Source organism: Streptomyces sp. NPDC050264, assembly GCF_040655895.1.
Classification (GTDB): domain Bacteria; phylum Actinomycetota; class Actinomycetes; order Streptomycetales; family Streptomycetaceae; genus Streptomyces.
Genome location: NZ_JBFAKV010000012.1, coordinates 209,197 through 234,385 on the forward strand (window position 1 = coordinate 209,197; position 25,189 = coordinate 234,385).

General features: G+C 69.5%; 18 protein-coding genes and 4 pseudogenes. 9 read left to right on the plus strand and 13 right to left on the minus strand.

Going from position 1 to position 25,189, the window contains the following annotated elements:
- Positions 1–402: 402 nt before the first annotated feature.
- Positions 403–902, minus strand: a pseudogene (locus AB0J02_RS23205) (NAD(P)-binding domain-containing protein); the annotation flags it as partial.
- Between the two features lie 403 nt (positions 903–1,305).
- Here AB0J02_RS23205 and AB0J02_RS23210 point away from each other — a divergent pair.
- Positions 1,306–3,315 carry a GxGYxYP domain-containing protein gene (locus tag AB0J02_RS23210; protein ID WP_363195636.1) on the plus strand — a complete coding sequence of 670 codons (2,010 nt, stop codon included), beginning with the start codon at positions 1,306–1,308 and terminating at the stop codon, positions 3,313–3,315.
- Between the two features lie 52 nt (positions 3,316–3,367).
- Here AB0J02_RS23210 and AB0J02_RS23215 read toward each other — a convergent pair whose 3' ends face one another.
- The 3 genes from AB0J02_RS23215 to AB0J02_RS23225 form a co-directional block, all read right to left on the minus strand.
- Complete coding sequence (locus AB0J02_RS23215; protein WP_363195637.1) at positions 3,368–4,579, minus strand: sialidase family protein; 1,212 nt, start codon at positions 4,577–4,579, stop codon at positions 3,368–3,370.
- 411 nt (positions 4,580–4,990) lie between these two features.
- The gene (locus tag AB0J02_RS23220) at positions 4,991–6,082 is read right to left on the minus strand and encodes a Gfo/Idh/MocA family oxidoreductase (protein ID WP_363195638.1); all 1,092 of its coding nucleotides are present in this window, start codon (positions 6,080–6,082) and stop codon (positions 4,991–4,993) included.
- Complete coding sequence (locus tag AB0J02_RS23225; protein WP_363195639.1) at positions 6,067–6,729, minus strand: ThuA domain-containing protein; 663 nt, start codon at positions 6,727–6,729, stop codon at positions 6,067–6,069. The genes AB0J02_RS23220 and AB0J02_RS23225 overlap by 16 nt, the downstream gene beginning before the upstream one ends.
- A 1,304-nt stretch (positions 6,730–8,033) precedes the next feature.
- Here AB0J02_RS23225 and AB0J02_RS23230 point away from each other — a divergent pair.
- Positions 8,034–8,906, plus strand: coding sequence for a bacteriocin fulvocin C-related protein (locus AB0J02_RS23230; RefSeq protein WP_363195640.1), 873 nt, complete (start codon positions 8,034–8,036; stop codon positions 8,904–8,906).
- A gap of 158 nt (positions 8,907–9,064) precedes the next feature.
- On the opposite strand, the gene AB0J02_RS23235 is transcribed toward AB0J02_RS23230, so the two are convergent.
- Entirely contained in the window at positions 9,065–9,568 is a 504-nt protein-coding gene (locus tag AB0J02_RS23235; protein WP_363195641.1) for an NUDIX hydrolase, read from the minus strand.
- Between the two features lie 156 nt (positions 9,569–9,724).
- Here AB0J02_RS23235 and AB0J02_RS23240 point away from each other — a divergent pair.
- A pseudogene (locus tag AB0J02_RS23240) lies at positions 9,725–10,969 on the plus strand (IS701 family transposase).
- Between the two features lie 10 nt (positions 10,970–10,979).
- Here the strand turns inward: AB0J02_RS23240 and AB0J02_RS23245 are convergent.
- Entirely contained in the window at positions 10,980–11,471 is a 492-nt protein-coding gene (locus AB0J02_RS23245; RefSeq protein ID WP_363195668.1) for an NUDIX domain-containing protein, read from the minus strand.
- A 194-nt stretch (positions 11,472–11,665) separates the two neighbouring features.
- On the opposite strand from AB0J02_RS23245, the gene AB0J02_RS23250 reads away from it, so the two are divergent.
- Complete coding sequence (locus AB0J02_RS23250; protein WP_363195642.1) at positions 11,666–12,364, plus strand: DUF2993 domain-containing protein; 699 nt, start codon at positions 11,666–11,668, stop codon at positions 12,362–12,364.
- A gap of 79 nt (positions 12,365–12,443) precedes the next feature.
- Here AB0J02_RS23250 and AB0J02_RS23255 read toward each other — a convergent pair whose 3' ends face one another.
- The 3 genes from AB0J02_RS23255 to AB0J02_RS23265 all read right to left on the minus strand — a co-directional run bounded on the left by AB0J02_RS23255 (position 12,444) and on the right by AB0J02_RS23265 (position 17,219).
- A complete protein-coding gene (locus AB0J02_RS23255) occupies positions 12,444–14,375 on the minus strand; it encodes a S9 family peptidase (RefSeq protein WP_363195643.1) in 1,932 nt (643 codons plus the stop codon).
- Positions 14,376–14,436: 61 nt separating this feature from the next.
- A complete protein-coding gene (locus AB0J02_RS23260) occupies positions 14,437–15,066 on the minus strand; it encodes a TetR family transcriptional regulator (protein ID WP_363195644.1) in 630 nt (209 codons plus the stop codon).
- 77 nt (positions 15,067–15,143) lie between these two features.
- Positions 15,144–17,219: an acyltransferase family protein gene (locus AB0J02_RS23265; protein WP_363195645.1), complete on the minus strand. Its 2,076-nt coding sequence runs from the start codon at positions 17,217–17,219 to the stop codon at positions 15,144–15,146.
- Positions 17,220–17,876: 657 nt separating this feature from the next.
- On the opposite strand from AB0J02_RS23265, the gene AB0J02_RS23270 reads away from it, so the two are divergent.
- The 3 genes from AB0J02_RS23270 (at position 17,877) to AB0J02_RS23280 (ending at position 19,723) form a co-directional block, all read left to right on the plus strand.
- A complete protein-coding gene (locus AB0J02_RS23270) occupies positions 17,877–18,437 on the plus strand; it encodes a DUF5994 family protein (protein ID WP_363195646.1) in 561 nt (186 codons plus the stop codon).
- A 249-nt stretch (positions 18,438–18,686) separates the two neighbouring features.
- Positions 18,687–19,235: a GNAT family N-acetyltransferase gene (locus tag AB0J02_RS23275; protein ID WP_363195647.1), complete on the plus strand. Its 549-nt coding sequence runs from the start codon at positions 18,687–18,689 to the stop codon at positions 19,233–19,235.
- Positions 19,236–19,297: 62 nt separating this feature from the next.
- Entirely contained in the window at positions 19,298–19,723 is a 426-nt protein-coding gene (locus AB0J02_RS23280; protein WP_363195648.1) for a hypothetical protein, read from the plus strand.
- 156 nt (positions 19,724–19,879) lie between these two features.
- On the opposite strand, the gene AB0J02_RS23285 is transcribed toward AB0J02_RS23280, so the two are convergent.
- Positions 19,880–20,311: a helix-turn-helix domain-containing protein gene (locus AB0J02_RS23285; RefSeq protein ID WP_356806254.1), complete on the minus strand. Its 432-nt coding sequence runs from the start codon at positions 20,309–20,311 to the stop codon at positions 19,880–19,882.
- Between the two features lie 130 nt (positions 20,312–20,441).
- Between AB0J02_RS23285 and AB0J02_RS23290 the strand changes: the two genes are divergently transcribed.
- The gene (locus AB0J02_RS23290; protein WP_363195669.1) at positions 20,442–21,314 is read left to right on the plus strand and encodes an aldo/keto reductase family oxidoreductase; all 873 of its coding nucleotides are present in this window, start codon (positions 20,442–20,444) and stop codon (positions 21,312–21,314) included.
- Between the two features lie 30 nt (positions 21,315–21,344).
- Here the strand turns inward: AB0J02_RS23290 and AB0J02_RS23295 are convergent.
- Positions 21,345–22,215 (minus strand): annotated as a pseudogene (locus AB0J02_RS23295) (IS5 family transposase).
- 10 nt (positions 22,216–22,225) lie between these two features.
- Positions 22,226–23,257 carry a zinc-binding alcohol dehydrogenase family protein gene (locus tag AB0J02_RS23300; protein WP_363195649.1) on the minus strand — a complete coding sequence of 344 codons (1,032 nt, stop codon included), beginning with the start codon at positions 23,255–23,257 and terminating at the stop codon, positions 22,226–22,228.
- 104 nt (positions 23,258–23,361) lie between these two features.
- Here AB0J02_RS23300 and AB0J02_RS23305 point away from each other — a divergent pair, with 104 nt between their 5' ends.
- On the plus strand, positions 23,362–24,255 hold the full coding sequence (locus AB0J02_RS23305; protein ID WP_363195650.1) for a TIGR03620 family F420-dependent LLM class oxidoreductase: 894 nt from the start codon (positions 23,362–23,364) through the stop codon (positions 24,253–24,255).
- Positions 24,256–24,358: 103 nt separating this feature from the next.
- On the opposite strand, the pseudogene AB0J02_RS23310 reads toward AB0J02_RS23305, so the two are convergent.
- A pseudogene (locus AB0J02_RS23310) lies at positions 24,359–25,186 on the minus strand (ThuA domain-containing protein); the annotation flags it as partial.
- Positions 25,187–25,189: the final 3 nt, after the last annotated feature.

The window sequence follows — 25,189 nt, forward strand, 5'->3', positions numbered from 1 at the left end:
TGAATGGGGGATGCCTCATGACGTACAGGCAGCCGAGCGCGTACCCGAGGCGTCGGCACCAGAACGCGCTGCCGCATATGCTTGTTCGCCGCCCCCCACTCCTCGGCCAGGCACCCAAGAGGCGGCAGAGCAGCGTGTGCTCGGGAGTACCGCACCAGGTGACCGGTGTCGTCGCGGAGTACCCATGAGGGCAGTCGCCACCGCGCGACTCCGGCCGGAACTATGCGACCTCGGGTCCTGACGATCTACGCCCGCGCCATGAGCCTCCGGCGGTCCGTACCGCGGCGCCTCGTCTCCTCCCACCGCAACAGGCGCCACGTGGTGCACCAACGGACCTCGGTCGGCGCGGTGTTGACCGCCTCAGACCAGGCACAGCCTCGCGGAGTCAGCGATGGGAATGGCCACGTCCCGCACCACCTCCCGCACGAGCGCCAGGGCAGTCTCGTCGTCCGCGCAGACCGGCACGGCCAGCGGCCTCCCGTCGAAGGCGGGTGGGTCCATGCGCCACACGCCCTCGTGGCAGAGATTGAACGCCTTGGCCACATGGGCGCGAGGTGCCGCCGCGGCCAGCCGCTGCGCGGCGGAGGTGCCTCCTTCGGTGAGCAACCGGAAAGCCGGCCCGACCGGGTCGGAGCAGTCGAGCGGCACCTTCCCGTCGGGGCCGCGCGCAGTTCCCGTGCCACCTCCGCACCCGCCCCATAGGGCACCGCAGCCAGCACCACCTGCCCGGACTCGGCCGCCGAACGCAGACCGGCAGCCGTCGCACCGCGTCCTATGCGCTCCGCGAGCCGCTTCGCCGCGTGGACGTTCCGTCCTCCGATGGTCACTTCATGCCCGGCCCGCACCCAGTGGGTGGCGAGCGCATCTGCCATGTTGCCCGTTCCCAGTACGCCGATTCTCATCACGCGTTCCCCTCGCTGCCCGGTTCGACCGTTCGCACCGACGCCAGGGGGCGCGTCGGGCACCATTCGGTACGTGACGACCCCGGGGAACGCCGGTCGACTCCGGGATACCGACAAAGCGATGATCCGTCGCAGCATTCTGCTGCTCCTGGAGCATGTGTCCGACGCTCTTGGATCATGTCGAGGGTCGTCGTCTCTCCTCCCGGCATCCCCCTGCGCAGTCCACTGGATGCGGCGACGTCAACACATGGGCACACATGGAGGGTCTTTGGCGCGTTTCCGATACCAACTCGCCCTCCAGTGACGAAACCTGCGCACGCACCATGGACAACAGGGCGCCGTCCTCGCTAAGTTCGCCGACCGTTGACAACGATGTCGGGCTTTCGAGGAGCGGTGGTCATCGATGGTGTCACGACGGAATCTTTTGCAGGCGGGTGGCGCCGTGCTCGCCGCCGGGAGCCTCGGCCTCTCCCTGCCGGGTCGGGCGGATGCCGCGAGGCCCGGTGAGACGGCCCGCCTGCTGCCGTCCTTCGGCCGCCCCACCCGGCTCGACGTCGCCGATGTCAGCGCCCTGGACGGCCACGACCAACTCCTCCTGACAACGCTTCAAGGAGTGGTGAACCGGCGCGACCCGCGCCTGTACTTCAACTTCGACACCAGCAAGATCGACCTGCGTTGGCTCCCCGGCACCGGCGCACGCGTCACCCATCACACCGATGCCCTCGACCTCGTGGGCAAGTACCGCGACGAGGTGCGCGGCGCCGTCCTGATCGACCCCGACGTCCCGGACTCGGTGAACATCGCCACCACGCTCGCCGGGCTGAAGAACGCCGTCGCCGCCACCGCCGAGCAGGCCCGCGAGCACCACCTGCGGACGGTGACCGATCTGCGGGGCCGCTTCGACCCGGACGACGTTCTGGCCACCTACCGCTGGCAGCTCGACCAGCTCTTCCCGCACTGCGGGCACGCCCTGCTGGCCGGGCTGCCGCCCACCCGCACGGTGCGCGTCGAGGGCGTGCGGTGGCGTGAGGTCGCCCGGGAGGCCGAGCGGATCCGTGACACCTCCAACCGCGAGGTGCGCACCCTGGACCTCAGTCCGGAAGCCGCCGCGGCCAACGATGTGTACCTCCGCTTCCAGGACTCTTTCGGCGACGACGGGTGGGGCGCGTCCGTCGCGTCCGTGACGGTGAGGGCCGACGGCAAGGAGATCGCCTCCTTCACACCCGGTACGGCCGATGAGAAGCCGTACCTGTTCGACGGCCTCAATTCCTCCGTCGGCGGCCAGTCCAACCGGTTCAGCGACGGCAGCGGCTACTTCGTCTACCGCTTCACCGCTCCCGACGGCACCCGGCAGCTCACGGTCGACGTCGACCTGTGGAACCAGTACCTGGTCACCGCCACCACGACTGCGCCGACCCGCGTCGAGCCGTTCCCCTACTTCCGCGACTACGTCACGGCGAACAGGGCCATGGTGCTCTGGCTGCCCCCGGCGGGCGAGACCGGCAAGCTGCTCGACGAGGTCTTCAGCGGCATGCGGCCCACCACCCCGTACACCGGCTGGTTCTCCAACGACGTGGCCGGTGAGTGGGGCGGCGTCGACCGGGCGTCGCAGCACGGGATCGAGGTCGTCCCGGCCGACTTCTACATGAACGCCACCGTGCACGCCGGGGCCCCCGCGAAGATCTCCAGCACGGTCCGCCCACGGCCCGAGGCCGACCTGCGCAACCGCGTCTACGTCACACTCACCGTCGGTGAGGGCGACAACGTCCAGTACTGCCAGCGGCGGATGCGCGACATCTGGGACGACCCCAAGCGCGGCAGCGTGCCCGTCAACTGGACGGTCAGCCCGCTGCTCGCCGACATCGGTCCGGCGCTCCTCGCCCACTACCAGCAGACCGCCACGGCCAACGACCTGCTCATCTCCGGTCCGTCCGGGGCCGGATACACATATCCGGGTTCATGGCCGGAGAAGGACCTGGACGCGTACACCGAGCTCAGCGGACGCTTCCTGCGCCGCACCGGCCTGGACCTCGTCTACGCCTACAACCCGCGCAACGCCGACAATGACGGGTGGATCCCGTTCGACGAGCGGGTCGTGGCGTCGTACCGGAAGAACACACCGCTGCGCGGGATCATCCAGTCGTGGGAGACCGGCGACCTGGAAATCCGGCCGGCCGGCATCCCGGTGATCGGCAATTTCTACCCGCAGGGCAAGGGCGCGGAGTTCCGCGACGGGCTGCTGAAGCACATCGAGGGGCGCGACGAGTCCAAGCCGATGTTCATCGCGGCCGCCATCAACGCCTGGAACTGGACCCCGAGCGACATCGCGGACCTCGCCGAACTGCTGGACGCCCCGTTCGAGATGGTCCGGGGCGACACGTTCTTCGAGCTGCTGAACCGGGCCCAGGAGTGACGTGGCTCCGCGCATGCCAGGTGAACAGGGCCACGTCACTCCAGGTCCGTGGTTACGAGGAGGGAACCGCGCCGGTGGCGTAGTAGGGCTTGCAGACCGTTCCGTCGTAGTCCGTGGCGATCTCCAGCAGGCTCTGGCCGTTCGCCGAAGGCAGCAGCGCCGAGCTGTAGTTGGGGCAGTAGTTGACGGTCGTCGAGGACACCGCGACGGGGGCGGGGATCTCCCGCCAGGCGCCCGCCCCGCCGGCGTCGTTGACCCATACGGTGCGGCCGCTGCCCGCGGCCACGGAGTCGTCCGCGTTGTGCATGACCTGGCCCACCAGGTAGAGGCGGCCCGTGGCGGAGCCGCTCAGTGGCGCCCAGGCGACGGTGGGGGCGTGCTTGAAGTACTTGCCGTCAGCGGTCTCCGGACGGAACCCCAGGTGGGCGGGGTCCCCCCAGTTCCAGCCGTCCGCCGAGGTGCGATAGTGCACGACACAGACGTACTGGCCTGCCGCGGCGCAGATCTCGTACGTCATGAAGTACGTCCCGTTGGCCAGGCGCCGTACGACGGCCATGCCCGGCCGGTCCGACGCCAGATTGCTGGCGATGGTGGCGTGATGCCCGGACCAGCCGATCCCGTCCGTGGTCCGGGCGGCCATGAGCTTCTGGCTGTGCGCGGAATCGGTCTCGTCGGAGTAGTGGGCTACAAGTTCACCTGCGGCGTCGATGGAGAACTCCGGTTCCCACAGCCCCTTGTCGTTGCTCGCGGTCGCCACGGTGGAGAGGTAGCTCCATGTGCGCCCGATATCCGTGCTCTTGAAGACGCGCAGGGCCATACGGCGTCCTGCCTCGTCCTGGCCGACCGAGGCCGCCCACAGCAGCGTGCCCGCCGGGAGAGCACCGATCTGTCGCGGGAGTTCGAACAGGGTGGAGCAGCACAGTCCTTGGCCCCCCGCGGCCTCGGGGTCGGCGACCGTGCCGACCTGGCGGAAGGTGCTGCCGCCGTCCGTGCTCTCGTGGATCGCGCCCAGGCCGTTGTTCCCGGAGAAGGAGACGACGGAGGCCAGGACACGGCCGTTGGCCGACCCGTTGTGTTCGAGGCGTATGACGCGTGGATACAGGCCGGTGTCGTTGCGTAGTGGGGTACCGGTTGCCGCGTGGGCGGTGCCGGACTGCACGCCACCCAACAGAGAGAAGAGCAGCCCGAGGACCACCACCGCGAACAGGGCCGCTCTGCGCGGGGGGATCGGTCGTAGTTGCTGCGTAGGGGACTGCGGGTGCATGAAGCCTCCTCAGAAACCGGCGCGGCCACCTGACGCCACGCCGTCCGGGCGGATGCGATGCGGTCCATCTGAGAGCGCGGTGGGGGGACGGCTGCCATCGTTTGTGGGGACGCGAGGGATCAGTGACACGGATGGGGCGTACGAAACGATTTACATCGTTGTACTCAAGGGGTGAGAGGGCGTCAAGTGTGCGCGCGCTCATGCGCGTTCCGGTGGAGGGCGAGAGGTGGGCGGGCGATGCCGGTCACGCCGGCCCGCGTCGGGCAGGATCACAGATGCCGTGGCCGCTCCCGCGCGGTGGGCGGCCCCGCGCACTCGTGACGGTCAGCGCCCCACCCCCAACGAGGGCCTGTGCACGGCGAGTTGGGAGACACCAGTACCTACACGGCCGCGCAGGACGGGCGCGGCCGCCTACCGGCCCGTCACCGGGGCGGGCCGCTCGCACGTACTGGTCACCGGGAGGGAGCGGCCCTGGTCCGCGGCGTCCATGAGGGTGAGCATGATGTCCAGTACGTGCGCGGCGAGTTCACCGGACGCGCGGTGCGGACGTCCGGCCGCCAAGGCCTCGGCCAGGTCGGCGAGACCCACTCCCCGGCCCGCGTCCGGGAAACCGGCCGACACGGGCAGCGTCTCCCAGCCCGCGCCGCGGTTGATCTCCACGGCGCCGTCGAAGCCGTTCGGATCGGGTACGGACAACGACGCGTCGGTGCCGTGCACCTCGATGCGCGGCAGGCGCGCGGCAAGGACGTCGAAGCTCATGACCAGGGTGGACAGGGCTCCGTGCGCGTGCTCGAGAATGCCGGTGACATGGGTGTCGATCTCGACCGGAAAGGTGTGTCCGGCGCGTGGGCCGCTGCCGACGGTGCGCTCCGCGCGCGGCCGGGAGGAGGCTCCGGTCACCTTGGTCACGGGGCCGAGCAGATGGACCAGGGCCGAGAGGTAGTAGGGGCCCATGTCGAGGAGCGGGCCGCCGCCGGGCCGGTAGTAGAACTCCGGGTCCGGGTGCCACGTCTCGTGGCCCGCGGTCGTCATGAAGGCCGTCGCCGCGACCGGCCGGCCGAGCAGTCCGTCGTCGACCGCCTTTCGCGCGGTCTGCGTACCGGTGCCGAGGACGGTGTCGGGGGCGCAGCCGACCCGGAGTCCCGCCGCACGCGCGGCCGCCAGCACGGCTTCGGCCTCCTTGCGATTCGCCGCCAGTGGCTTCTCTCCGTATACGTGTTTGCCCGCGCCGAGCGCCGAGACAGCCACGTCCGCGTGCGCGGCCGGGATCGTGAGGTTGAGGACGGCGTCCACGTCGTCCCGGGCCACGAGGTCGGACACGGTCGACGCGACGGCCACCTCTCCCCCGGCCTGCCCCGCGACGGCCCGCGCCCGGTTCCCGTCGAGGTCGGTCACGGCGGTCAGTCGTACGGACTTCAGCCGGTCCAGAGTCGACAGGTAGGCGCCGCTGATCCTGCCCGCCCCCACGATGCCGATGTTCAAGGGCTTCAGCGGCTCGCCCACAGGAGGCCCCTTTCGGTCAACGTCCGGACCTCGGGCACGTCGAAGTCGTCGGGCTTGTGCCCGATGGTCGACACGAAGACCCGTCCCGCACCCCAGATCCTGGTCCACACGGCGGGCATGACCGCGGGCCGGTCGTGCGGCTCGTCGGCCGGGAAGGTGGTGGTGGCCAGGACGTCGATGTGCGGGTCGGTGAGGACCCAGTACTGCTCGCTGTGCACCGCGAAGTCGTCGAGGCCCTCGATGATCGGGTGGGCGGCGTGCTCGGGCGACAACTGGTAGCTGTGGTCGTGGAAGCCCGGCGGGTGCATCACGAACTTGCCGCCGGTCAGCAGGTGGTAGCCGTGGTCGTGGAAGCAGTCGACGATGCCACCGTGCCAGCCGGCCAGGCCGGTGCCCGCGCGCACCGCGGCCGCGAGGTTGTCGCCCTGTTCCCGGGTGATCGTGCCCATCGTCCAGCACTGCACGATGAGGTCGGTGGCCGCGAGCCGCTCGACGTCCTCGTACACCGCGAGGTCCTCGGAGGTCTCGACGGCGAACCCCTGATCCTTGAGGAAGGGCACGAATCCGTCGCTGATCGCCACGGGCTGGTGCCCGTCCCAACCCCCACGGACGATGAGTGCCCGCCGGTTACCACTATGCAAGGTCATCACGCGCTCCCATCGGCGCCGCGCGGAGACACGCGACGGTCGGCGGTCAGAGGGAAGTGGGTCAACAGGCCTTTTTTGAGCGGGTGTTGCGCTAGCCATACGGGCTGCGGAGCTGGGACGTTGCGAACCTACGAACCAGCAACTCTATTTGTCAACACCGTGGATTAATTCCGGTGGACGCCCGTTTCCAGGAATCCTTCGCACGATCGGGCTCGCGGTCTGGAGCGGGCGGCGGTGAACCGCTGCGGGTGTTCCCTTGCCCCTTTCCTGTCAGCGATGGGGTCAGCGATGAAGGGGTGCGCGGTTGAGCAGGCTCTTGGACGCCTTCGAGACCTCCGTCTCCCCGAACTACCGCCTGTTCGGGGTCGTTGACATCAGCGTGGACACGTGTACCCCGAATGCGGACTTCACGACGTGGTTGCTCTCGGCTCCCGGCATGGTCTATCCGCAAGTCCCGTCCCAGGTAATCCAGGCCATCGTGCGATTGGAAAGCTGGTCCACCGAGCCCGCGCCAGTCCCTGGCCCGTGGGCAGGTCAGGCGTAGGTGGAGGTGGAACTTCCCTCGGCCGATCTCGGTATTGAGGTCATCACCGACGGGATGCGGAAGATCCCACTGATCCTGCCGTCACCCGGGGAGTACAGAATGCGCTGGCACTGGGTGTTCAACCGTGACAACGGCCCATTCACCTCGCCACTTCGGGGGTCTTCAACTCCCTTGGAAACACCACCTGGCCATGAAGAGGAACTCGATGGCAAGGATCAGTACTGCCTCGTTCAGATCTGGCGGATCCCCCGGGCGTGACGTACTGCCGACACCCACAAAGGGACGTCCATGCCCGGCACTCGCAAACACGGCGCCTACGGAAGGCTCCACTGGACCTGGCTGAGCACCGTTTCGACCGAGCAATGTTCACCTGGCAGTGCAGCTGAAGCAGAACCGATGATGAGGTGGTCCCACGCTCGTACGCGCCTGGGGGCATGCCACCTCGCCACCGCCGGCCGGCACCTCCTTCTCCTCCTTGGGCGCTCTCACACCCGGCTGCGCGGACCAGCGTCCACCCCATGTGAATGCAAAACGTTTCGGCTCTCGCCAAAATGATTGACGCTCCCAGAGACCCCGACAAATGATTTCTCTTCAGGCAGGCTCGAAGCGCGCAAGTCTGCTGAACGGCGCGCCACGGATCGGCGCGAACACTCACACCTGACCGGCACCATGGCACGGTGCGTCACATGAACGTGGGGAGAAGCTTGTGACCGAGTGGATATTGGCATTCGACGCAGATTGCCGGTTCTGCGAAGAAGTGGTGGACCGGGTTCGCGTGTCCGTCGACGGCACGTTGGCCACCGCGGGCCTCACCGAGCCCCGTATACGCGGCCTGCGCGCGCGTGCCCTGGGGGAAGGGGCCGAGTGGGCCCCGACCCTGTTGGCGGTCGACGGCGACCAGGTGCGGGCCTGGACCGGAACCGCGCTGTCCCTCCGCCTGGCGCGGCTGTTGGGGCCGTCGGACTCTCTGCGGGTGGTGCGTGCGCTCCGCGACCTCGATGTGCTGCGGTCCCCGAGCCGTCGAGGAATCCTCAAGGCCGTGCCGGGACTGGCCCTCGGAACGTTTCTGGTCACCGGCGGCCTGGCGACCTCACCCGCGCAGGCGGTGACCCGCTCCAAGGGCAGTAAGGCGTCGCGATGGGTGAAGGCCAACCCCGGCCGACTCCCCTCCGGCTACTCCGAGTTCGCCTCCTACCCCGCGGACTACCGGCGCGCCATTTACGGCGCGCTGTCCCCGTCGGACCGGAGCGAACTGTGGGTGGCGCACTTCGCGAACCACCGGAAGACACACCCCGCTCTGTCGGCCGAGCAGTCCGCCGTCCTGGACGACGCGACGCGGCTGGCTCCGCAGATCATCGCGGGACGCCGGCAGGGGGCAGCCGTCGACGGGTTGGAGACCGCGGCCGTGGCGGCGTTCGGCGCGAGCGAGGCGCGGGCGATTCTCAGGACATTGGGTCCTGCCGACACGCAAGGCGCGGCGTCTCGGAGGGATCAGGGCATCCAGGCCGTGGACTGCAATTCCCAGTGCGCGGGGACCGGTAGCTGCGACACGGTCTGCTACGACTCGTGCAACTGGAGCGATTACGGCTGCGGTCCCCTGTGGCTGGGACCGTGCAGCGGATTCTGCTCCTGACGCCGGCCCTGTCCGGGACCGGCGCCCGGCCGACGCGAGAACAGGGCCCACGGCCTGCCCCTCCCCTTTCGCCCCTCCCCGATCGCCTATCGCCGCGGCCGTACGGCTAGTACTCCAGCTGTAGGTCGTGATCTCCATGTGGTGGGCGCTGTTCGGCGTCACCAGCGGGCGACGAGCGTCTCCTCTTTTCCCCGGTTGCGGTACAGCCAGGTGCTCCCCGGCGCGACGGTCCCCGTCAGATAGCCGACGATGGGCTCCCGCTGTGTTGCGCTGTCCAGTTCGCCGAGCAGCTTCAAGGCATCGGGCAGGGGGAAGAAGGCGGCCTGTTCGATGTCGTCGTCCTGCGGCGTGAGGTCCCCCGCCCACTCGTCGATCTCGAAGGCGGCGGCCAATGCCGAGGGGTGCTGCTCGGAGTCGATGTGCATGAGGAATGCGGTCCGCACCGGGTCGCCCACCAGCAGCCCGGTCTCCTCCTGCAGTTCGCGCCGGAGAGCTTCGTGCATGAGCTCGCCGTCCTCGACCCCGCCACCGGGCAGCGACCAGAGCATCTCGCCGTCGGCGCCGAGACTCTCCCGCACGAGCAGGATCTCGTTGCCTTGGCGGATGATGCCGATGACCAGCTGCACCCGGGGTCTGGGGGTCTTCGAATCTTCTGCTGTCATGCCGCAGACCGTATGTGATGCCAGTTCGCCGGCCGCCGGGGCCGCCGCGGAGTGGGGTGCGACCACCGTTGATCATCGTGAGTTGTGTGGACTGGCGAAGAGACGGTGGCCGCAGGTCACTGCATAGATCCCGGTCGATGGCGGGCGGCGTTCAATGTGGCCGCGGGCCGTATCGCGGGCTGGTTCGCCCGGGTCGAGCCCCGGCTGCGGGCCGGCCGGTTGGCGCTGGGCCTGCTGTCAGACCTACCGCGCAAGAACTGCTGGACGATGGCGGAGTGGGCTGGGGAGAAGACTCCGCACGGCATGCGACATCTGCTGTCCCGGGCGTCCTGGGTTGCCGATGCCGTGCGGGACGATGTGCGCGAGTACGTCGTCGAACACCTTCGTGACGAGGCCGCGGTACTGATCGTGGACGAGACCGGCGACGTAAAGAAGTGCACCCGCACCGTCGGGGTCCAGCGCCAATGCGCCGGCACCGCGGGCCGGATCGAGAATTCCCAGGTTGCCGTCTACCTCGTCTACGCAGGCGAGCGCGGGCACGCGGCGGTGGACCGGGAGTTGTGCATCCCGCGCTCGTGGACCTCGGATCCGGACCGCTGCCAGGCGGCGGGGCTGCGCGAACACACCGTCTCTGCGACCAGGCCGGAACTGGCCCGCTTGACGATCGAGCGGTTTCTGGACGCCGGGCACCGCATCGAAAGGGTGACCGGCGACGAGGTCTACGGCGGCAACCCCACGCTGAGGACAGCCCGGGAAGAACGCGGCCTGGGCTATGTCCTCGCGGTGGCCTGCTCGGCCGTAGTGACCACCGGCGCGGGAAGGTTCCGCCCCGATACGTTGGCCGCGAAGCTGCCCAGGCGCGCTTGGCAGAAGCTGTCGGCCGGACGCGACGCGAAGGGCCACCGCTACTACGCCTGGGCCGTCATCGACCTCACCGCCCCAGTGCCGGGCTACCGTCAGCTCCTGATCCGACGCAACCGCACCACCGGCGAACCCGCCTACTACCGCTGTCACTCCGCCCAACCGGTCCCGCAAAGCACCCTGGTCAGGACAGCTGGCTCCAGATGACGGGTGGAGGAGACCTTCCAGACCGAGAAGGGCCTGGCCGGGCTCGACGAACACCCGGCCCGCCGCTACCCGTCCTGGATCCGCTGGGTCACACTCGCCATGCCGGCCCATCCCTTCCTCGCCGTCGTCCGGGCAGACGAACACACCTGCCGTCCCAGCCCTGACCACCTGGCCCCGCTGACCTGCAACGAGATCCAGCACCTCTTCCTCGCCGTCGCCATCCGGCCACTGAGCGATCTCGCGCACCGGCTCGGCCGGTCCGACGGGCGACGCCGACACCGGGCACGATCACAGGCCAGCCACTACCGGCGCCAAGCCGCGGCCCGGACATGAAGATCACGATCTACAGGTGGAGTACCAGATAGCGGTCGAATGCCTCGCGCGCGTCGGGGACGAACGCCTCATGCCGGACCAGATCGATGAGTTCCGGCTCCGTGAGCCAGTCGTGCCAGGCGATTTCGTCGGGGTCGGGCTTGATGGGTTCGGTCACGACGGTTTCGTGCAAGCCGAGCCAGTACGGACTGATCGCCCCCTCGCACTTGAACTTGAATACGAATCCGGGCCGAGCCCGGACGCCCAGTTCCTCTGCCAACTCCCGTGCGGCAGCCTCCTCATAGGATTCGCCGACCGCCACGGCGCCTCCGAGCAACCAGTTGAACCGGCCCGGGAAACGTGCTGCGTCGTCGGGGCGCCGGTGTACGAGGGTCCACCCCTGCGTATCGCGGCACACGACGGTTGCGATGCGGTGCAGCCACCCCTGACGCATGGCGTCGCTCCTGCTCACGACGGCCACGATCTCGTCGTGGTCGTCGACCCGCTCAATACGCTCACCCATACCCATGGGCACCACGATGCCAGCCGCTGCCGTATCGCGGGTCAGCGGTCCGCGTGCCACGGTGGCGGCGCAGCCGGGTCAACTACCCATCCCTGTACCGCTGGTGGGGCCAGGCGGGCCCCGTGACGATAACGTTGCCAACAAACATGACCCACGTCACAGCCCCTGATCAATTCGCCTGCTGTGGTGGCCCCATGCGTACTCTTCGAAGATCCCTGATCGTCATCGTGCTGCTCGCTGCCGTGCTCGTCGGTGTCGACCGGCTCGCTCTTCATCTCGCCGAAGGCAAGGCGGTGGACAAGCTGCGGGCCTCCACCGGGTTCGCGGACTCCACCGAGGTGTCCATCAAGGGCTTCCCCTTCCTCACCCAGGCCGTCGCGGGCGACCTCGACGAACTCGATGCCTCCGTGGACCACTTCGAGTCGGCCATGCCCGGCGGCTCGACCGGGCGGGTGGAGAACCTCGAACTGAAACTGCTCGGGGTCGAGTTCACGAACGGATACTCCAGCGCCACGGCCCGGACCGCGACGGGCACCGCACTGGTCCCGTACTCCGAGTTGATGCACGCCGCCCCTACACAGGACGACGGCATCCACATGACCGGGCTGTCCGACGGCGGCAAGGGCCGCGTCAAGGTGGGGTTCGAGACTCCCGACGGCTCCAAGTACGCCGTCTACAGCACTGTTTCCGTACAAGGCGATGTCCTGCGTCTGCGCGCACAGGGTCTGCCCTCCGCCATCGCGGGCGTGCCACGTGACCAGATCCGGACGGCGACCGACATCCAGCAGAGCATCACCCGGCTCCCCGGCGGCATCCGGCTCACGGCCGCCGAGCCGAGCGCCGAGGGCCTGCACCTCACGGTGACCGGCTCCCACGTTCCCCTCACCGGCTGATTCCGCGCATCTCCCACCCGATGCTCCGGACCGCGCGAACACCGGCAGCGTCAGGTCCTCCGAGGGGATCGCCCGCGGATCAGCGTCCTGGAGCACTGGACGGTGACAGGGTGCGGCTACAGCGCCCGCCCAGGTGCCGGGCGAGGAACCGCTCGGCCGCACGGTACATGTCGATGTTGTTCTCGGCGTTCACGAAGCCGTGTCCTTCGTCCTCCTTGACCATGTACTCGACGTCGACGCCACGGGCGCGCAGGGCGGCGACGATCTGGTCGGACTCGGCCTGGACGACCCGAGCGTCGTTGCCGCCCTGGACGACCATCAGCGGGGTGCGGATGTCGTCGACGCGGCTGAGAGGCGAGCGTGCCCACAGCTCCGCTTCCTGCTCCGGGTTCGCGGGGTCCCCGGCGTAGAGGTACCAGTTGTTGATCAGGTGGGGCCGGACGAACTCCGGCACGGTACGCAGGAAGGTGACCAGGTTGGAGGGGCCGCAGAAGTCGACCGCGGCGGTGAAGACGTCGGGGGTGAAGGTGACGCCGACCAGCGCGGCGTAACCGCCGTAGGAACCGCCGAAGATCGCTACGCGGTCCGGGTCCGCGTACCCCTGGTCGACGGCCCAGTCGACGGCGTCGATGAGGTCGTCGTGCATCTTCCCGGCCAGTTCCCCGATGCCGGCCTTGAGGAACTTCTTGCCGTAGCCGGACGAACCGCGGTAGTTGACCTGCAGCACCGCGTAGCCACGGTTGGCGAAGAACTGTGCGCTGGGGTCGAAGCCCCAGCCGTCGCGGTGCCAAGGGCCGCCGTGGACGAGGAGGATCAACGGCAGCCCGGCCGGTTCGGTCCCGAGCGGCAGGGTCAGGTATGCGGGCAGTCGCAGGCCGTCGCGTGCCGGGACTGTGACCGGCGTCATCGGGGCGAGGGTGTCGGGGTCCCGGTCCGGGTAGGGCCGAAACAGGAGTCGGCTCCGCGCGGTGGCGTGGTCGTAGAAGTAGGTGACGCCGGGGTCGCGGTCGTGGGTGAAGCTGACGACCCAGCGCTGCCCGCTGTGGTCGGACGACAGGTGGGACAGGTCGCCGTCCGAGAGCTTCGTCAGGTTCTCCAGTACGTCGGCGAAGTGCGGGGTGAGGGGGTGGATGACCTGCCGCTCACCGAGATGGCGCACCCCGATCAGGTCGCCGGTGCGCCGGTCGAGGACGAGCGGTGAGGGCAGCGTGGGAAAGACGGTGGAACGCGGGTCCAGATCGAGGATCGGATCGCTGTCCACTTCGGTCTCCGCCCCGGTGGCCAGGTCGAGCCGCACCAGCCGGGTCCGGTCGCTTCCGCGGTTGGAGCCGATCCACGCGCCGGTGCCGTCCGGGGTGAGCTGGAACGGCTGGATGTCCAACGGGTAGTCGGAGCCGTCGAACGTGGCGACCGGGTGTCGTACTCCCGTGACCGGGTCCCACGTGGACAGCGCGATGTCGCCGTCGTCGGTCAGGGTGTGGGTGTACAGCTTGCCGTCGGGGGTGTACAGCAGGCCCGCGACCTGGCCCGGATTCTGGGCCAGTATCGTCAACTCGCCGGTAGGGATGTCGAGTTCATAGAGGTCGAACTCCACCGGGCTCCTGTGGTTCAGCCGGAGAAGCGCCTTGCCCGGCCGGGAGGGAGTTGTCTCGAAACCCACCGCCCTGGCTCCCGGGAAGGGGGTGAGATCGATCGCCCCGGCTTCCGGGTTCTCCAGGTCGACCCGGTAGATGTGCCAGTTCTCGTCGCCGTCGCCGTCCTGCTCGTACAGCAGCCACCGCGGATCGCTCGTCCAGTGGTAGACGTGGACGCTGCGACGGGTGTCCGCGGTGACGCACCGTGCCTCTTCACCCGTGTCGAGGTTCTCCACCCAGACGTTGAGCCGCTCACGCCACGGCGCGAGGTAGGCGACCCTGGTGCCATCGGGTGAGATCGACGCGTTGGCGCGGGCCGGGGAGGCGAAGAAGTCCTCGACTGCGAACTGCGGGGCCTTGGGCGTGTCGGCGAGCATGCGGGGTCTCCTCTTCGAGTGCGCTTTCGTTGGGCTGCCGGCCTGCGGAGCGCGGGGCTCGTCAGGCGACGGGATCGCCTACGGCGCCACCGGTGGCCTGGCGGATCGCCCGGCCGTAGCGGAGGGCGAGCGTCGGCACGTCCCTCAACTCCCCCAGGTCGGCGCCGACGAGGAGGGCGGTTCCGATGTACTCGTCAAGGACCCGGATCACCGAGGCCGCCGCCGCGGCGTGCAGGCGCACCTCCAGGTCCTCGCGCGGACGGCCCAGGCGGTCGCCGACGATCGCGCACAGCTCTTGTTCCGTCTGATCGCAGGCCATCAACCACGCTGTGCGCAGGGCCGGTTCGGAGTCCGCGAGCCGGATCATCTTCATCGCGAGCATCTCGTCCGCGAGATCGACCGGCGGCTTCTCGCGGCCGAGCCCGGCCAGTTCGGCGGCCAGATGTTCCTCGAGCGAAAGCTGCCGCGGCCAGCTCCGCAGCACTGTCATCAGCGTGACGACGCCCTGCATGACGATCGGCTCGGCACAGCTCTCCTTGCTGCGGAAGTGGCGCCAGATCGTACGCGTGGACAGGCCCACGGCCTCCGCGATCTGGTCCCCGCTGGTGGCGGCCAGCCCCTGATCCCAGAACAGTCGCGCCGCCTCACGTGAGATCTCCAGGCGCAGGCGCGCACGCCGTGCGTCGCTCATCCCTCCCCCGCCACGCTTCTCCGCCGTCATGGCCGTCCACCCTTCTCTCCACTATGTCCCTGGACGACAGTGTGTCACTAAGCGACAGATCGCGCCAGCGTCCGAGTGAGCTCGGCGTCGAGAACCGGGGCCAGGGCCCGCGCGTAGGCCTCCGCCATGTGGCCGTCGTCGCGGTAGACGAGGGTGTCGCCCACCAGCACCGGACACACGCCGGGCGCGCACAGCCAGCGGACCGGGTCGATGACCGTGGCGCCGCTCGACGCCGCCGCGGCCCGCACCGCGGCGGCCCTGCGCGGGTCCTTCGCCGCACGGCCGGGGGTGGCTGTGCACCGTCCCAGATCCAGCGGATGCGTCCCCGCGCAGTCCACCGCGTCCGACGCGGGCCAGGGCGTGTCGAGGAGCGCCGCGACCCGGGCTCCGCTCGCACGGATCGCCCGGTACGTCCGCTCGAAACCCGCCGTCCACTGCCGTACCGCGCCCCCGGTGTCCGGGTGCGCGGGGGTGCCCGCCTCGGACGAGGAGGCGATCACCAGGTCGGGCCGCAGGTCCGCGATCCGCGCCAGGACCTTCGTACGCCAGGTGTCGCACGTGGCGTACGGCTTGCCGCCGCTGACGATGGTGACGTCGGCGACCTTGCACGAGGCCTTCGTCAGGGAGACGAGTCGCCAGTGGCGCTCCCGCGCGAGGCGTTCGATGGCCGGGAACCACTGGGCCGCGTGCGAGTCGCCGAAGAGCACCACCGTGGTGGCCGACGTGGGGTCGCCGTACACGCAGGGCGGCACGTCGACCGAGTTCAGTCCTACGTGACAGCCGTCCCGGTACACCGCCGATCGGCCCGCCTTGATCTCGGCGAGGCCGGGCGAGAGGTTGCCGGGCACGACGTCGTTGGGCGCGGCGAGCAGCCGGGACAGGCGCGCCTGCGGATCGGGGGCCCGGTCGAGGGCCGCGGCCAGACCCGGCGCCGGGCGGCCGGAGTCGATCGCGGGCGGGAAGAGCGCCGCGACGAGGGCCAGGGTCACGGCCCCCGCGGTCAGGCCGGCTCCCAGCCCCAGCGCCCCGCGAGGGCGGTCCCGGAAGACCGCGCCGAAGCGTACGGGGTTCTCCACGAGCCGCAGTGTCAGCCAGGCCAGAAGCAGCGCGAACGCGCATACGGCCAGCCGGGAGTGCGCGCCGGCGGTCGGCCGGTCCAGGGCGACGGGCAGGATCACGAGCAGCGGCCAGTGCCACAGGTACCAGCCGTAGGACAGGCCGCCGATGCCGGTCAACGCCCGCTGCCGCAACAGGAGTTCACCGCCGAACCGGCTGGGGACGCAGCCGCCCGCCAGCACGAGCACCGCGCCCGCGACGGGCACGAGGGCCGCGTACCCGGGGAACGGGGTGGCGTCGTCGAACGTGAGGGCCGACCCGACGACGGCCGCCAGGCCCACCCAGGAGAGCGCCCCGGCGAGCGGCGCCGGCATCCTCCGCAGGCGGTGGGCGCAGAGGGCGAGGAGCGCCCCGGCGGCCGGCTCCCACGCCCGCGTGTGCGAGCCGAAGTAGGCCCAGGAAGGGGACATCGGCGTCGTGCGGACGCTCAGGAAGAACGAGAGCGCGAGAATGGCGGCTGCGATCCCGGTCGGCACCGCGACGGTTCGCCAGGCCGTTCGTCCTGGTCGTTCGCGCCGCCTCGCGACCAGATGGGCGGCCGTCAGCACCAGCGGCCAGACCACGTAGAACTGCTCCTCGACAGCCAGGGACCAGAAGTGCTGGAACGGCGAGGGCGGGTCGGTCGCCTGCAGATAGTCGGTGCCTGACACGGCGAGCCGGAGGTTGACCGCGTACAGGCCGCTGGCGATCGCGTCGCCCGCATACGTCGTGAAGCGCACCTTCGAGAGGAAGAGGTACGCCCCGGCGAGCGTCGCGACCGCGACCAAGGTGGAGGCGGGCAGCAGGCGCAGGGCCCGCCGGGCGTAGAACCGGGTCAGGGAGACGCGGCCCGTGCGGTCCAGTTCGCGGGCGAGCAGGGACGTGATGAGGAAGCCGGATATGACGAAGAAGACGTCGACGCCCAGATAGCCGCCGCTGAACTGTCGCACCCCGGCGTGCGACAGCACGACGAGCGTGACGGCCACGGCCCGCAGCCCTTGAATGTCGGCGCGTCGGGGGGCGTCCACGCCCGGCGGTCGCCCCACCGCTCTCGGCCTCAGCCTCGGCAAGCGTCGTCGGGGTAGCAGCAGTGCTTGGGTCACGGCGTCTTCGTCTTCCTCACGGATACACGGGGGCATTCGTGGGACGGGAGTGACAGCCGGACAGTTGCGCCCCGGCGAGGGAGTTCCACGGGTCTCCGACCCCGCGCGACCTGGGACTCATCCAGTGTTCGACCGTGGTTCACCCGGGTCCCGCGGCTCGGCGATGTGCCGCGGCTCACCCGCGAAGGCAGGGCCGGTCCGGAACATCTGTGTAGGGCTCATCGTTCATGTGAGTGTGGCTGCGGAGGGGACAGTGTCCCCGGGCCTCACCCATGGCCCATGGGGACGATCGTCCGGCTGAAGCCCCATGGAGCCTTTCGCCGCGAGGCGACCGCCCTCCGCCTGCCACGCCTTTACGGCCCTGGCTGGTCTCCCCCGTCCAGCCAGGGCTCTTTTCCACCTCGCGACGTAGACACCCTCACGGATCACCTCGGGCAACGGAGCCATAACCGGACTCCCCCTGTGGGAGTACCATGCAGGCACCAAGGGCCCTTCGTATTCCGGCACCCGCGCGGGTCTCGTCCTCGGTGAGTCACGGCATCGGGGCCGACGGTCATGTCGCTCCGAAGACGGGTTCGCATCATGACTGCGACCATCACGCCCACCCACACCACCACCCCCACTCCCCCGTATCCCGCCGCCCGGATCTCACTGAAGTCTCCGACGGGCCAGGGCCTGCTCGATGGCGCCTGGTGGCCCCGTTCGCGCGATCTGTCCGCCGAACTCCCCGCTCTGGCGGACGCACTTGATCCCCTGTGGGGTCGCATCACCCGCGTCGCCGTCAATCCGATGCTCTGGCCCGTCGTCCCGCGCAAGGTGACCGTGCACGAGCGTGTGCTCAAGGTCGGCTGGTTCACCCCTGAACTGGACCCGCACAAGCTGCTGTTGTTGTCCTACGGGTCCGGCCGCCGGGATCTCCTGGTGATCCCGCCCGAGACGACGGCCGCGAACGCCGCCCGGCTCATGGCTGCCGCCTGCGACCCGGACGGGCCCCCGCTGACCGCCACTGATCTCGTCGCCGCCGAGATCGGCAGCCGCCATGACGCTGCCTTGGGCGGCCGGGCACAGGGCGCGCAGGAGCCGGGAACGACCGCGGACGGCTCGACGGCCGCCCACGTCGTCCCGACGGCGACGGGACGGTGAGGACCATGGACACCGCACTCGTCACATCCGCCGCCCTGGTCCTCATCGCCATCGTCACGTACGTGATCCACCGCCGTGACGCGCAGCACGCGCACGGGGCCACTTTGCGCACCGGCGGCCGCGCGCACGCCGAGCCGGACGTCGGCGGTGAGGCACCCACGCCGGCCCCGCCCGCCGATCGCGCCGCCGCTGTCACCGCAGCACGCACAAGGGGGCCCGCCGAGCCGGGCCATTTCGAAGGGAGTTCGGATGGCCGAGGTGTATCTGCGCCGGCTCACCCGGTGGCAGGCCGAACAGCAACGGGAGGCAGTCGCTGACGTGTACGTCATGGCGTATCACGGCGCCGCCGGTGCCGAGTACCGGGACCGGACGAAATTTCTGCGCCGCTTCGAGCAGGACGTGCGGCACGACGGTTTCGACATGGTCGTCGCCGACGCCCCCGGTCTCGCCGGCTGCGCCTACGGACACCGCCTGGAGCGCGACGGCGCGTGGTGGGCCGACTTCCCCGTCGAAGTGACGCCACAGACGGAGGAACTCACCGCGTCCGGGCGGGTGTTCGCCCTCACCGAGCTGATGGTGCTGCCCGAGCACCGCCGCCGCGGTGTCGCGACCCGCCTCGCGGACCTGCTGCTCTCCCGCCTCGCCCAGGACCTGGTGGTGGCCGGTGTCGACCGGGACAGGGCCTCGGCCGGGGTTCCGGAACTGCTCCGCTCCTGGGGCTGGAAGGAACTGCCCACCGTGCGGCCGACCGTGAAAACGTCGGGACGCCAGGTGTGGGCCCGCAGCCCGGTACGGTGAGCGGGCGGGCGCAGATTTCGTGTGCTGGGCATGTCCTCGCACACGATGCCCCGGGGGAAGACATGAAGTGCGCGACAACTGCGGTCCTGTGCGCGGTGATCGCGACGATCTCGCTGGCCGTGTGCACACACGACGCCGGGTCCTCGGAGGCCGGGGGCTCCCACGAGATCAGAGTCAGAGGGGGACAGGCCCAGGCCGTACCGTCCCCGGAGGGGGGCCAGCGCGATCTGCTGCTGCACGGCCTCGAAGCCCTGGACAGCAGACTCGTCGCAGACAAGCCGCAAGCGGTCAAGAGCGTCAGGAGTGTCTGCCAGGAGATCGAAATGGGCTCGGCGGACGACGTGGTCAGGTCAACGGCGGCCGACAATTTCGATGCGTCGTACGAGCAAGCGGACCTCATCGTGCAGTCGATCAGGACGGCGTTCTGCGGCGGACAGCACGAACCGGCTCCATGCGAGCCGCCATGGGGCTCGCGCCGCGGCTGCTAGGCCGTTTCGTTTGGATCATCCTCTCGTCCTTCCGGTCATAGGTCCGGTGGTGGCGCGCGATCCGCGAATGCGGGTTTGACTTGACCCGCGTCCGCTGCACCACCCTCATGGTCAGACCGATCCCAGCCGGTAGCAGAGACGGAGAACGCTGCCACGCTAGGAAGCCCGTGCGTCGTGGCTCTCGCGATTGGCGAGGACTTGTTCCATGTGGGTCTGGGCCCACTGCCTGAGCCCGCGTGTCAGGTGGTGGAGTGAGAGGCCGAGGTCGGTCAGCTCGTAGGTGACGGTGACAGGGACCGTGGGTGTCACGGTGCGGATGAGCAAGCCGTCGCGTTCGAGAGCCCGTAGGGTCTGGGTCAACATCTTCTGGCTGACGCCAGCCAGTAGCCGGGCCAGCTCGGAGTAGCGCATCGCCTTCGGGGCGTGCGATGCGCCGGACTGTTCGGGTGTGTCACCGCCCAGTGCACACAGGATCAGGACGACCCACTTGTCTGAGATCCGGTCGAGGAGCTGACGGCTGGGGCACACCGCCAGGAACGCGTTGTACTCCGCCTTGGCCTGCGCTTTCTTGTCGGCCTTCGTCGTCACTGATCTCGCCTCTCACCTTCTGGGGTGTTACGCACTTCAGAGTGCCTACTTCCCGGCAGGAAGTTACTCTCCAATGCTGGTGCAAGGGGGCTGGAGACACCACCCCTTGCATGAAGTGAAAGGCACCATGATGAACACGCCCTCCGCACCTCTTCCCGGCGGAACCTGGACGCTGGGTGACTCGTCCGTCACCCGGTTCGGCTACGGCGCGATGCAGCTCGCCGGCCCGTGGGTCATGGGGCCGCCCACCGATCACGACGGCGCTCTGGCCGTGCTGCGCGAGGCAGTCAGCCTCGGGATCACCCACATCGACACCAGCGACGCCTACGGACCGCGCTTCACGAATGAGGTGATCCGTGAAGCGCTGCACCCCTACCCGGAGCCGCTGTTCATCGCCACCAAGGTGGGTGCGACCCGCGACGCACAGGGCGGCTGGCCCACGGCCCGGCGCCCCGAAGACCTGCGCAAGCAGGTCCATGAAAACCTCGAATCCCTCGGCGTCGATACCCTCGACCTGGTCAACATGCGCATGGGCGACGCTCAGGGCCCGCAGGCCGGCTCGATCGCCGAAGCATTCGAGACGCTCGTCGTCCTCCAGCAAGAGGGACTGATCCGCCACCTCGGCGTCAGCAATGTCACCGGAGAGCAGGTCGCTGAGGCGCGCAGCATCGCCCCGATCGTGTGCGTGCAGAACATGTACAACCTCGCCCACCGCCACGACGACGACCTCGTAGATCATCTCGCCGCCGATGGCATCGCCTACGTGCCGTTCTTCCCCCTGGGAGGCTTCACGCCGCTACAGTCCGAGGCCCTCTCACAGGTCGCGAACCGACTGGGGGCGACGCCCATGTCGGTCGCGCTGGCCTGGCTGATCCAGCGCTCGCCGAACATCCTGCTCATCCCCGGTACTTCGTCCACCGCCCACCTGCGCGAGAACATCGCAGGCGCCGGTTTCTCCCTCTCAGACGAGGATGTGGCCGAACTGGACAGCATCGGCCACTGAACAACACACAGGTCACCAACCGAGACCGCGCTATCGGGCGGACCAGAGGAAGATGCCCGCGATGTGGAGGCCGGCCAGGTAGATGATGGCGGTCTTCTCGTAGCGGGTGGCGATGCCGCGCCACTGCTTCAAGCGGTTGATGCACCGCTCGACGGTGTTGCCTAGCTTGTACGCCTCCCGGTCGAAGGCCGGTGGCCTGCCGCCCCGGCTGCCCCGGCGTAGCCGGCGTGTGCGCTGGTCAGCGGGGACGGGGATCACTGCTCGGATGCCGCGCTTGCGCAGGTGGTCGCGGATCGCGCGCGAGGAGTACGCCTTGTCGGCCAGGATCAGGTGCGGCCTGGTGCGGGGCCGTCCTCGCGGGCGCGGGACACGCAGGCGGGCCATGACATCGGTGAAAGCAGGTGCGTCACCGGCCTGGCCCGCGGTGAGGACGAACGCCAGAGATCGGCAACGAGCATCGGCGGCGAGGTGGATCTTCGTGGTCAGTCCGCCGCGGGACCTGCCGATGGCGTGGTCGCCGGGTTCGGCGGCCGGGGCCCCTTTTTGCGGGCGTCGGCCGCGTGTTGGTGGGCCCGCACAATAGTGGAGTCCACCGATACGGCCCAGGCCAGACCCTCGTCCGCGTCGGCCTGGGTTACCAGGGCGGTGAACACGCGCTCCCAGGTGCCGTCGACGGCCCACATCCGCAGCCGGTTGTAGACGCCTCGCCAGTTGCCGTATTTCTCCGGCAGATGCACCCACTGGGTACCGGTTTGGAACTTGTGGGCAATCGCGTCGATCACTCACGGTGATCGCGCCAGCGGCCACCCCGCTTCGGCATCCGGTCCGGAAGCAGCGGCTCGATTCGCGCCCACTGGGCGTCAGTCAACGGCACACCCAGACCAACGACCGACTGATCCAAACGAAACCGCCTAGCTGTGGCCTCCACGGACGGCCCCGAGTCCGAGCACCACCTTGCCCACCGCGTCACCACTGCGCAGCCGCTCCACCGCTTGATCCAGGGCGTCCATGCCGTAGCGCTCATGCGGCAGCGACAACGCTCCGGAGGACAGCTCCGGGAGGAGGGGCAGGATGTCGGCGGCGATCTCCTCGCCGCGGGTGATCATGTTGACGGGCAGGAGCGCGACGTCCGCGAGGAAGAACTCCGCGAGGTCCACGGTGAGTTCGCGGCCCGCGGTGTAGCCGAGAAGCGCGGCCCGGCCGCGGGGGCGTACCAAGGCGAGCGCGTCGCGCAGAATCGTGCCGCCGACGGTGTCGATGAGCACGTCGACGGTGCCGCCGATCGTCTCGGCGGAGAGGTCGGGGGCGAGGACCGCTTTGGCGGGTGCGGGGACATGCGGCAGTTTGGCCGGGCGGCCGACGACGCCGACCACGTCGGCGCCGGCCCGCGCCGCGAGTTGGACGGCCATGCCGCCGACCGCGCCGGATGCCCCGGTGACCAGGACCCGTTCGCCCGGCCGCACCTGAGCGATCGGGTGCACGGCGGCCCACGCGGTGCCGACCGGGGAGAAGTAGCTGCAGGCCAGGGCGGGGTCGACGCCCGCGGGCATGACCTCGACGGCGGCGTCCGGAACGAGCATGTGCTCGGCCCAGGCCCCGTCGCGGCTGAGTCCAAGGCCTTCACCGCGTACGCGGACGAGCGCGCCCTCGGGGTGGAGGCCGGAGTCGAGGACGTAACCGCTGCCCTGGGTGCCGGGGACGAAGGGCAACTCGGGCAGGATGCCGAACTGTCCGTCCAGGATGTTGAGGTCGAGGTGGGCGACGGTCGCCGCCGCCATGCGGACGAGCGTGTGGCCGGGGCGAGGCTCGGGGACGGGTCGCCGCGCGAGCCGTGGCAGGGTGCCGAAGTCCTCCAGGACCAGGGCTCGCGAGGTGTCCGAGACGCTGCTCATGTGCTTGCCTTCTCCTATCTCCGCGGTGCCCCCGAGGTCTGTTCCGGTCACACGCCGGCTCCGTGCCGGTGCCGTACACGTGTCCCGACCACGAGCACCCGCACTTCGTGGACGCGGCGCGGGAACAGTCGGCGCCCGGCACCGTTGATCACACCATGACTTCTCTGGCGCGCAAGGCATTCGGGCGGATCGGTATCTGGAGCGGCGCCTTGAACGCGCAGCGAACAGCCGGCCCTGCGGACAGGGCCGCCATGGCGGAAGCGGCCGCCGAACTCGAAGAGCTGGGGTACGGCACGCTGTGGCTCGGCGCGAGCCCCTCCGCCGACGACGCGGCAGCCGCGCTCGCCGCCACCCGCACCATCACCGTGGCCACCGGCATCCTGAGCATCTGGAGCCACACCGCCCAGGCGGTCGCCGGACGGGTCGCGGCCCTGGAGGCGGGCGAACGCGACCGGTTCGTCCTCGGCCTGGGCGTCAGCCACGGACCGATGGTGAAGAACTATGCGAAGCCCTACAGCGCGATGGTCGGGTATCTCGACACGCTCGACGCTGCGGCGCCACCCGTGACGGCCGGTCATCGCATCCTGGCGGCACTCGGACCGAAGATGCTCCGACTCGCCTCCGGTCGCTCCCTGGGAGCCCACCCCTACCTGGTCACCGCGGAGCACACGGCACAGGCACGCGAGGCCCTCGGTTCCGACGCTCTGCTCGCCCCGGAGCTGTCCGTGGTGCTGGACACCGATCTCGACCGGGCCCGCACCACCGCACGCACCGTGCTGGGGAGGTACCTGTCGTTGCCCAACTACACGGACAATTTGCTGCGTCTGGGCTTTTCCGATCTCGGTTTCGAGGGCGGTGGCAGCGTCCGTCTGCTCGACGCCCTCTTCGCTCTTGGTGACGCCGAGCAGGTGAAGACCCGGGCGCGGGAGTACCTCGACGCCGGCGCCGACCACGTCGCGCTCCAGGTGCTGGAGCCCGGTGGGCCCGGTGCCGAGCTGCCGCGGGCCCAGTGGCGCGTCCTGGCGGAGGCGTTCGGCGACCGGCTGTAGGAGACGGGCCGGCCATCCGACCTGGCGGGGCCACTCGGCCCCGCCAGTGCCATGACGAGCGCAAGGGGTGGACGCGGGCTCACGGACGGGTCACACCGGCGGCCCCTCCCAGCCATTTCAGCCCGTCCAGGAGGAACCGGTTCTGGGTCTCGCTCGCGAACGTCGACGACAAGCGCGTGTTGGTGTCGTAGTTCATCGCGTTGTGGCCGAAGTTCGCGTACAGCATCCTGTACTTCGTGTTGGTCCACAGGATCGGGTAGTAGCCGCTGTACCAGGACTGGTCGGGATCCGTGCCCAGCGGGAAGCTGCTGGGATCGACGGAGGCCAGGATCTTGATGTCCGGATTCTGCCGAAGGTCGTCGGACCAGCTGTACCACTCGCTGACCGCCGAGGTGAACGTGGCCGGCAGGTTCCGGGTGGCCGGCTGCGTACGGTCCTCGACCTTGAGGACCGCTGTTGTCGGGCCCCAGGTGTTGGACTTGAAGTTGCCGCTGCCCAGGAACTGGTTGTGGTACCACGGCCAGCCCGCCGCGTCGGTCGTGAAGGCCGAGACATGGAAGCCCATCCAGGCGCCGCCCGCTCGCATGTACCGCTCGAATCCCGCCTGTTGGGCTGTGGTCTGCGGCAGGTCGTCGAGGAACAGCACGACTTGGTAGGAGTTCACGCCGCCGTTGGCGAGCAGGTCCCAGTTCTTACTGGCGGTGTACGTGAAGCCGTTCGCCGTGGCCTGCTTCGGGAACCAGTCGTTCGCCTCCTTGTCGAAGTCGATGTGCGCCGCGTCCCACGTGCCGCTGTAGAGCGCGAGGACTTTGAACGGCGTCGCCGCCGTGCTCGCCCGTGCGGCGGGCGGTGCCGCAAGGGCCAGCAGCGTCGCAAGGAGCAGGAGCACCCGCAGGGCCACGCGGGCGGAACCGCATCTGATGGATTGCATCTG

Bases quoted from the DNA above. Each gene is read 5' to 3' on its own strand.
- AB0J02_RS23280 (WP_363195648.1), top strand. From the start codon at position 19,298: ATGAAGTGCGCGACAACTGCGGTCCTGTGCGCGGTGATCGCGACGATC.
- AB0J02_RS23235 (WP_363195641.1), bottom strand. From the start codon at position 9,568: ATGACAGCAGAAGATTCGAAGACCCCCAGACCCCGGGTGCAGCTGGTC.
- AB0J02_RS23305 (WP_363195650.1), top strand. From the start codon at position 23,362: ATGACTTCTCTGGCGCGCAAGGCATTCGGGCGGATCGGTATCTGGAGC.
- AB0J02_RS23210 (WP_363195636.1), top strand. From the start codon at position 1,306: ATGGTGTCACGACGGAATCTTTTGCAGGCGGGTGGCGCCGTGCTCGCC.
- AB0J02_RS23225 (WP_363195639.1), bottom strand. From the start codon at position 6,729: ATGACCTTGCATAGTGGTAACCGGCGGGCACTCATCGTCCGTGGGGGT.
- AB0J02_RS23270 (WP_363195646.1), top strand. From the start codon at position 17,877: ATGACTGCGACCATCACGCCCACCCACACCACCACCCCCACTCCCCCG.
- AB0J02_RS23275 (WP_363195647.1), top strand. From the start codon at position 18,687: ATGGCCGAGGTGTATCTGCGCCGGCTCACCCGGTGGCAGGCCGAACAG.
- AB0J02_RS23255 (WP_363195643.1), bottom strand. From the start codon at position 14,375: ATGCTCGCCGACACGCCCAAGGCCCCGCAGTTCGCAGTCGAGGACTTC.
- AB0J02_RS23245 (WP_363195668.1), bottom strand. From the start codon at position 11,471: ATGGGTGAGCGTATTGAGCGGGTCGACGACCACGACGAGATCGTGGCC.
- AB0J02_RS23290 (WP_363195669.1), top strand. From the start codon at position 20,442: ATGAACACGCCCTCCGCACCTCTTCCCGGCGGAACCTGGACGCTGGGT.
- AB0J02_RS23250 (WP_363195642.1), top strand. From the start codon at position 11,666: ATGCGTACTCTTCGAAGATCCCTGATCGTCATCGTGCTGCTCGCTGCC.
- AB0J02_RS23260 (WP_363195644.1), bottom strand. From the start codon at position 15,066: ATGAGCGACGCACGGCGTGCGCGCCTGCGCCTGGAGATCTCACGTGAG.
- AB0J02_RS23215 (WP_363195637.1), bottom strand. From the start codon at position 4,579: ATGCACCCGCAGTCCCCTACGCAGCAACTACGACCGATCCCCCCGCGC.